At 72.4% G+C, this 7651-nt stretch carries 6 protein-coding genes; 5 read left to right on the top strand and 1 reads right to left on the bottom strand.

Going from position 1 to position 7651, the window contains the following annotated elements; genetic code table 11:
* Positions 1-141: 141 nt before the first annotated feature.
* Positions 142-357: a hypothetical protein gene (locus ACIHAA_RS04295; RefSeq protein WP_399813749.1), complete on the bottom strand. Its 216-nt coding sequence runs from the start codon at positions 355-357 to the stop codon at positions 142-144.
* Here ACIHAA_RS04295 and ACIHAA_RS04290 point away from each other — a divergent pair.
* The 5 genes from ACIHAA_RS04290 to ACIHAA_RS04270 are packed head-to-tail and all read left to right on the top strand — an operon-like array spanning position 259 to position 7604.
* Positions 259-1521: a phenylacetate--CoA ligase family protein gene (locus ACIHAA_RS04290; RefSeq protein ID WP_399812845.1), complete on the top strand. Its 1263-nt coding sequence runs from the start codon at positions 259-261 to the stop codon at positions 1519-1521. The two genes, ACIHAA_RS04295 and ACIHAA_RS04290, sit on opposite strands and share 99 nt — an antisense overlap.
* Positions 1518-2807: an MFS transporter gene (locus tag ACIHAA_RS04285; protein WP_399812842.1), complete on the top strand. Its 1290-nt coding sequence runs from the start codon at positions 1518-1520 to the stop codon at positions 2805-2807. Before ACIHAA_RS04290 ends, ACIHAA_RS04285 begins: the two co-directional genes overlap by 4 nt.
* The gene (locus ACIHAA_RS04280; RefSeq protein ID WP_399812838.1) at positions 2804-3940 is read left to right on the top strand and encodes a GNAT family N-acetyltransferase; all 1137 of its coding nucleotides are present in this window, start codon (positions 2804-2806) and stop codon (positions 3938-3940) included. Before ACIHAA_RS04285 ends, ACIHAA_RS04280 begins: the two co-directional genes overlap by 4 nt.
* Positions 3937-5103, top strand: coding sequence for an acyl-protein synthase (locus ACIHAA_RS04275; protein WP_399812835.1), 1167 nt, complete (start codon positions 3937-3939; stop codon positions 5101-5103). The genes ACIHAA_RS04280 and ACIHAA_RS04275 overlap by 4 nt, the downstream gene beginning before the upstream one ends.
* Complete coding sequence (locus ACIHAA_RS04270) at positions 5100-7604, top strand: acyl-CoA reductase (RefSeq protein WP_399812833.1); 2505 nt, start codon at positions 5100-5102, stop codon at positions 7602-7604. The genes ACIHAA_RS04275 and ACIHAA_RS04270 overlap by 4 nt, the downstream gene beginning before the upstream one ends.
* Positions 7605-7651 lie beyond the last annotated feature (47 nt).

Genomic DNA, 7651 nt, shown 5'->3' with positions numbered 1-7651 from the left:
AGGGAACCGGATTAGGCCACCGTGCGCCCATGCAAAACTCCGAATTGGTATGCACAGTAGGACGGTTGGCGCAAGAGTGTTCCGAATGATGAGATATCCTTCGGGGGTGGACGCACCGGCAATTCCGGGTGCGCCGATGCATCACATCGTCAGTGACACACGCTTCTTCGCTGTTTCGTAGCGAACCCCGTCCGTCGCACCACCGTCGGCCTTTCCCTTTGCCGACGGTTCACCGAGCATGCCTTCGAGCAGGAATCGATGCCAGTTCAACCTTTTGCGGAACTCATACGCTTCGCGCGCCACAACTCGCCTTTCTACCGGGAGCTTTACGCCCATCTTCCCGAGGATGTGGCTCACCTCACGGATCTCCCGGTGGTACCGCAGACGGAATTCTGGCGGGCCAACTCACCGCGCGACAACACGCTGCTCACCGCGCCGCTGAACGAGGCGGTCGTCTTCCGCAGCGGAGGCACCACCGGGTCCCCGAAGTTCTCGTACTACACCCGTACGGAATGGCGGGAGTTCACCACCGCTTTCGGTGCCGGACTCCTCACGGCCGGACTGCGTCCCGGTCATCGCGTGGCCGACCTGTTCTACGCGGGTGATCTGTACGCCAGTTTCAACTTCGTTCTCGACTCGCTGCACCGCTCCCCGGTGGCCAATGTGCGGCTGCCCCTCGGCGGTGCCGCGCCCTGGGAGTCCACCGCGGACACCCTGGAGGAGTTCCGGGTCGAGGTCGTCGCCGGAACGCCGACCACCCTGTGCTCGCTGGCCGAGCGGCTGTCCTCGGCGGGCCGCACCCTGCCCGACGTGGAACTGCTGCTGTTCGGCGGCGAGTGCCTCTTCGGCGACCAGCTCCCGCTGCTGAAGGCCGCGTTCCCGCACGCCGAGGCCCGCTCCCTGGGATACGCAAGCGTGGACGCGGGACTGCTCGGCGAGGCCGTGCCCGGCGGCGATCCGCGGGTGCACCGGGCGTTCACCCCGCACACGGTGGTCGAGATCCTCGACGACGAGACGGGACTGCCCATCGAGAAGGAGGGCGTGCCCGGCCGACTGGTCGTCACCGATCTGCGCCGACGGCTGATGCCGATCCTGCGCTACCCGGCGGGCGACCGGGCCGAATGGGTGGCACCGGACGAGGGCCTGTTCCGCATCCTCGGCCGCGCCGAGGAAGGGGTGCGCGTCGGCCCCGTCTCGCTCTACACCCAGGACGTGCACGACATCGTCACGGCCGCCGACGCGGCCGGTGAGGTGAGCGGGCTGCAACTGGTGGTGCGCCGTCAGGACGGCCGGGACGGCCTGGTCCTGCGCCTGGCGACAAGTGAAGTCTCCGACCGGCACGCCCCGTTGGCCGAGTCCGTCGCCCGCGAGGTGCTGGCCCAGCGCCCCGCCTATGCGAGCGCGACGGCCGCCGGACATGTGAACCCGCTCGCCGTGGAGTGGGCACGCCACCGGGACCTGGCGGTCAACAACCGCTCCGGGAAGCTGATCCGCGTGGTCGACGAACGGCCGCACGCATGAGTACCCCCGTGTCCCCCGCGCGGCGGCTGCCCGTGGTGCTGCGCAATCCGTCGTTCGGCACCGTCTGGGTCGGCCAGCTGCTGACCCAGATGGCGAGCCGGATGTTCCAGGTCGGTGCGGTCTGGTGGCTGGTCGGCTTCGCGGGCGGCGAGCGCCGCGGGCTGGCCTCCGGTCTGTTCCTGATGGTGAGCACCCTGCCCGCGGTCGCCCTCGCCCCGGTGGTGGCCCGTGTCGTGGCCCGGTACGCCCACCGCACGGTGCTGGCCGTGGCGGCGGCGACGGCGGGTGTCTGCGCCGGGGCCGCGGCGGTCTGGGCGTACACCGGGACGCTGCCGGTGCCCGCCGCCTACGCGGCCGGACTGGCACTGGCGGCCTGTCAGGCGCTGTTCGACCCATGTCTGACCACCTCGGTGCCCGAGCTGGTGGAGGACGCGGACATCGAGGCGGCCACCGGCTTCGAGCTGGCCACCCAGTCCATCGCCGGACTCGTCGGGGGCCTGCTGGGCCCCCTGGTGGTCGACGCGGGCGGACTCGCGGGCGTCGTCGCCGGATGCGCGGGCGCCTATCTGCTGGCGGCCCTGCTGATCGCCTCCGTCCGGTTCCCGCACGCCACCGCCCCGCAAGGCCCGGTGGCCGAGGCGGCACCGGAGCGGCGGACGCTGCGGAGCATCCTGGGCGGACTGCCGTTCGTCCGCCGGGTGCTGGTGTGCTTCGCCGCGGCCAATGTCTTCACCACGGCCGTCTATGTCGTGATGCCGCTGTACACGCGGGGTGTGCTGCACTCCACCGGCTCGACCGTCGCCTCGCTGGAAGTGGCCCTGGGGGCAGGCACGCTCCTCGGTTCCTTCACCGGCGGACGGCTGCCCGGGCGTCCGACCGTCCTGGGCAGCATCTGCCTGGCCGTGATGGCAGGCGCCCTGGCGCTGCCAGGTATTTTCACCGGGCATCTGCCCGCGGCCGGTGCGCTGGTGGTGGCCGGATGGTGCGTCGGCGTGATCGGCGTCCGATTCGTCGCCCTGTTCCAGCGGCTGGTGCCCGCCGGGGACAAGGCGGGCTTCTTCGCGGCGATGCAGGCCCTGCTCGGCGCCACCTTCCCTGTGACCTCGCTGGTCTTCGGCGCGCTCGGCGACCATCTGAGCGCCCGCGCCCTGTGCCTGGTCCAGGGCGCGGGCCTGGTCCCGGTCGCCGTGGCGCTGTGGTGGCTGGGCGGCCGCGCGGACGACTCCGAACCCGAACCGTCCGCCGGATCCGGGCGTCCGGTCGCACTGGCGGGAGACGCCTCATGAACACCGTCCTCGCCCCCGCCGCGGTCCAGGACATCGCGGAACTGCGGCAGTTGTACTTCGATGTGTACGGGCACGGCTACCCGGTGCCGCTCGGCAGCGACCCGGCCGTGATGCGCCGGCTGATCACCGACGGCAGCGCGCACTGGCTCACCGCCCGCACGGACCGCGGCGGCCTGGTCGGCTCCGCCGTGGTGCAGACCGACCCGGGCAGCCGGGTCGGCAAACTCGTGGGTCTCGCCGTGCACCCCGGACACCGCGGCGGCGGCCTGGCCTCCGTGCTGACCGGCGCGGTGTGCGAGGAGGCCTTCGGCAGCGGCCGCCTCGACTCGGTCTACGCCACCGTCCGGGTGGTCACCGAGGGCCCCCAGCACGTGGTGCTGCGCAACGGCTTCCGGCCGCTCGGCCTGATGCCCAACGCCGTCGAAGTGGAGGGCTGCGAGAGCCTCGCGCTGTTCGCCCGCTACGCCGACGGGGTGCTGGAGCGCCGCGCCCCGGTCGAGCGCGTACCGGAGCGCCTCGCCGCGCTGCTGTCCGCGGCGTCCTCGGGGGTCGGCATCGGCTTCGGCACCCCGGAGCCGATCGCCACCCGCCCCGCGCTGCCGTCCGCCGCCGGTGCCGAACCGATCGAGCTGATCGCCGCCTCGTCCTTCGTGCGCCGCCGCTTCCTGGAGCGCGTCCCCGATGCCGGTGACCGCTTCTTCCCCCTGCACACACCGAACGCGGTACTGGTCGCCGCCGACGGCCGGTTCGAGGCGTACGCCGATCTCGACCCCGTCGCGAACAGCTGCGCCCTGATCGCCGTACATCCGCGTCCCGCGGCCGTGTCCGGCGCGCTGGAGGCACTGATCTCCGTGGTCACCCGGGCCGGCGCGGACTACACCGAGACGCTGCTGCCGCTCGCCGACACCGAGGCGCTGGAGGTCTTCCTCGCCTCGGGGTTCGTGCCGAGCGCGGTCTATCCGGCGATGCGCCGGGTCGGCGACCGCTTCCACGACTATGTCGTGCTGTCCCGGACCAGCCGTCAGATCGACTTCCGGACCACGGCGGTCAGCGCGCTGCTCCAGCCCTATCTGAGCGCCTATCTGAGCGCCTGGACCGCCACCTATCTGCCCCTTCACGAGGTGTCCCGATGAACCCCCATCTCGCTCCCGTCGAGGTCCCCGACCCGGCGGAACTCGGCCGGGTCCAACAGCTGTGCGACCTGGAGTCGCCCTACGCCACCGGGCCCGACGCCGATGCCCTGTTCGCGGCCGCCATGGCCGAGGCCAACGCCTGGCACGCCCGGCGTTCCCCGTTCTTCGGCGCCCTGCTCCAGGACCCGCCGGAGGCGCCCGCGCCGACCGTGGGCGAGGAGGTGCGCACCCCGCTGGTGCCCGCCGCGTTCTTCAAGCGGCACGAGGTGCTCTCGATCCCCCGCGAGGACGTCTTCCTCCATCTGACCTCCTCGGGCACCACGGGCCAGAAGTCGCAGATGTTCTTCGACGAGTGGACCATCCGCTCGGCCCAGCGCATGGTGGCCCGCATCTTCGACCACTACGGCTGGATCACCCCCGACCAGCCCGTCAACTACCTGCTCTACAGCTACGAGCCCGCGCCCTCGCTGAAGCTGGGCACCTCCTTCACCGACAACTACCTGTGCGACTTCGCACCGGCCCGGCACACCACGCACGCCCTGCGGCACACCGGTTCCGGCCATGAGTTCGACGTCCACGGCTGTATCGCGGCGCTCCACCGCTACGCCGAGGACGACGTGCCGGTCCGCATCCTGGGCTTCCCCGCGTTCCTGCACTTCACCCTGGAGCGGATGGAGGCCATGGGGCTGCCGCCGCTGCGGCTGCCCGAAGGCTCGCTGGTGGTGCTGGGCGGCGGCTGGAAGGGCCACACCGACCGGCAGATCGGCAAGGAGGAGTTCTACGCCCGGATCTCCGAGCGCCTGGGCATCCCCGGTGAGCGGGTGCGCGACACCTTCGGGTCCGTCGAGCACTGCGTGCCCTACATCGAGTGCGCCGAGCACCGGCTGCATGTGCCCGTGTGGTCGCGCGCCGCGATCCGCGACACGGCAACCCTGCGCCCGCTGCCGTACGGGGAGCGCGGCTTTCTCCACCTGGTCAGCCCGTACATCACCTCCGTACCGGCGCACAGCGTCCTGATGGGCGACATGGCGTCGCTGCACCCCGGCGAGGAGTGCGGCTGCCCGCTGTCCACCGACTGGTTCACCGTGCACGGCCGCGCCGGGGTGAGCCGCAACCGCAGCTGTGCGGTCGCCGCCGCCGAACTCCTGAAGGGAATGTCGTGACCACTTCCGCACTCCACCTCTGGCAGGGCGAGTTCGTCGATGACGCCGAGGCGGCGCGCCGCCTTGCCGGGCTGCCCGAGCTGACCGGCCGGATCCTGGGCCGTCCGCTGCCCGCCGATGTGGTGGTCGCCGCCTGCGCCGCGGTGAGCGCCCAACTGGCCGATCCCGCCTCGGACCTGCACACCCGGCTTGCGGCGCACCTGCCTGCCGAGGAGGCCGGAGCGACCCTCGCCGAGCTGGGCGCGGCGCTCACCGGGCCCGCCCTGGAGCGCAAGCTCCGCCGGGAGCTGGGCGGGCTGCGGCCCCAGCAGCTGACCCGCCCGGACGCCCGGCAGACGGTGTTCGAGGCCTGGGCCCCGGTCGGCCTGCTGGTGCACATCGCGCCCGGGAACGCCGCCACCGTGGCACCGCTGAGCGTGATCGAGGGACTGCTCGCCGGAAACCTCAACGTCCTCAAGACGAGCAGCACCGACACCGCGCTCGCCCTCGATCTGCTGGCCGCGCTCGGCGCCGCCGACCCGAGCGGTCTGATCGCCGAACGCGTCGTCGCCCTGCGCTTCCCGTCCTCGCGCCGGGAGTGGCTCACGGCACTGTGCGGGCAGGCCGACGCGATCGCCGTGTGGGGCGGCGAGGACGCCGTCGCCGCGGTGCGCGACCTGGCACCGCCCGACTGCCGGATCGTGGAGTGGGGGCACCGGATCTCCTTCGCGTATCTGACCCGGGAGGCGGCCGCCGACACCGCCGTGCTCGACGCGCTCGCCGAGGACGTCTGCCGGTTCGAACAGCAGGCGTGCTCCAGCCCGCAGGTGGTCTATCTCGACACCGAGGACACCGCCGAGACGTTCGCCTTCGCCGAGCTCTTCGCCGAGCACCTCGCCAAGGTCTCCGACACCCGGCCCGCCCCGCTGCCGGACACCGCCGAGCAAGCCGAGATCACCACCGTGGAACGGCTCGCCCGGCTCGAACAGCACCTCGGTCTGACCCGGGTGATCGCCGCCGAGGACGGCTCCTGGCGGGTGCTGGCCGACACCCGCCCCGCGCTGGACGCCTCCCCGCTGCACCGCAGTGTCCGGGTGAAGCCGCTGCCCCGGCACGCCGTCACGGCCACCCTGCGGCCGATGCGCCGCTACCTCCAGACCATGGCGGTCGGCGGCGGCACGGCAGACGTGGCCGAGGTGGCACGGGCCGCGTTCGCCGCGGGCGTCACCCGCGTCACCCCGGTCGGCTCCATGCTGGAGGGCTACGAGGGCGAGCCGCACGACGGGGTGTACGCCCTCCAGCGCTACAGCCGCCGGGTCGGCGTCCGCACCTCGGACGAGGCGTTCCGCACCGTGGCCTGCCTGGACGACCTGGTGGCGCCGCCGGTGCTGCCCCCGGCCCCCGGCGGAGGGCTGCTGGGCAAGGAGGGCGTCCAGCAGGCACTGGCCTCGCTGGCCCCCGAGCACGCCCAGCTGTACTTCCGCAGCGGCGGCTCCACGGGCACGCCCGCGCTGTCGGTGTTCACCTGCGAGGACTACGACCACCAGATGCGCGCCGCGGCCGACGGGCTGCTGGCCGCGGGCTTCGACCCGGCCCGCGACCGCGCCGCCAACCTCTTCTACTGCGGCGGCATGTACGGCAGCTTCATCAGCTTCTTCTCCATCCTGGAGCGGCTGAACGCCACCCAGATCCCGATGGCCGCGGGTCCCGACCACGCCGTGGTCGCCGAGGCGCTGGTCACCCACCGGGTGGACACCGTCTTCGGCATGCCGTCCTATCTGTGGCAGCTGTTCCACGCCGAGCGGGACCGGCTGCGCGCCTACGGCGGCATCCGCACGGTGTTCTACGGCGGTGAGCACTTCACCGCCGAGCAGCGCCGGGTGCTGACCGAGGAGTTCGGCGTCGAGGTGATCCACTCGGCCGCGTACGGCAGCACCGATCTGGGTCCGCTCGGCTACCAGTGCGCCGCGTCCGAGGGCTCGGTCCACCATGTGCTGACCGATCTGCACACCCTGGAGATCCTCGACCCGCACGAGGACCGGCCCGTGACGCCGGGCGAGCCGGGGCGTCTGGTCTTCACCTCCCGGGCGCGGACCGGGCAGCGGCTGCACCGCTACGAGATAGGCGACCTGGGCCGCGCGGTCGAGGGCCCCTGCCCCTGCGGCAGCCATGTGCAGCGGCTGGAACTGCTCGGCCGCTACGGCGACGTGGTCCGCGTCGGCACCTACTTCGTCAACTACCGGCGCATCCTGCGAGCGGCGCAGGAACGGCTCGGCTACCACGGCGAGGTGCAGATGCTCGTGACCCCCGGCACCGGCCGGGAGCTGCTCACGGTCCGCCTCGACGAGAGCTACGCCTCCGATCGCGCCGCCGCGCGGGACGCCCTCGCCGCCGAGGTGGCGGAGCTGGCCTCCGCGGAGGAGGAGGGGCTGCTGACGTTCGCGGTGGAGACCGTGGCGAGGGAGGCGTTCGAGCGCACCCCGACCAGCGGCAAGCTGCGTACGGTGATCGACCTCCGCTGACCGGCGGGCGGCGTGCGGGCGGCGGACCGCCCGCACGCCGGGCACCG

The organism is Streptomyces sp. NPDC052040 (genome assembly GCF_044548405.1).
Classification (GTDB): Bacteria; Actinomycetota; Actinomycetes; order Streptomycetales; family Streptomycetaceae; genus Streptomyces.
Note: the sequence above shows the minus strand (reverse complement) of the source record. Positions and strands in the feature narration are given on the sequence as shown.